The sequence below is a fragment of the Bradyrhizobium sp. 14AA genome (assembly GCF_054185205.1).
This window is the reverse complement of record NZ_JAVAYM010000153.1, coordinates 1-457: the sequence shown is the minus strand read 5'-3', so window position 1 is coordinate 457 and position 457 is coordinate 1. Positions and strand designations below refer to the sequence as shown.

General features: G+C 66.1%; 1 pseudogene. It reads right to left on the bottom strand.

Going from position 1 to position 457, the window contains the following annotated elements:
- A pseudogene (locus tag RAD15_RS43760) lies at positions 1-457 on the bottom strand (UDP-glucose 6-dehydrogenase); the annotation flags it as partial.

The window sequence follows — 457 nt, the reverse complement described above, 5'->3', positions numbered from 1 at the left end:
AAGCACGAGCCGCCGAAGCCGGGACCGGCATGCAGGAACTTGGTGCCGATGCGGTTGTCCAGGCCAATGCCGCGCGCGACCTCCTGCACGTTGGCGCCGACTTTTTCGGAGAGGTCCGCGATCTCGTTGATGAAGGTGATCTTGGTCGCGAGGAAGGCGTTGGCGGCGTATTTGATCATCTCGGCGGTGCGGCGCGCGGTGAACATCAGCGGCGCCTGGTTCAGCGACAGCGGACGGTAGATGTCGCCCATCACCTTGCGGCCGCGCTCGTCGGAGGTACCGACGACGACACGATCGGGGAACTTGAAGTCGCGGATCGCCGCACCCTCGCGCAGGAACTCGGGGTTGGAGGCGACGACGACGTCGGCCTTGGGATTGGTCTCGCGGATGATGCGCTCGACCTCGTCGCCGGTGCCGACCGGCACGGTCGACTTGGTCACCACCACGGTGAAGCCGG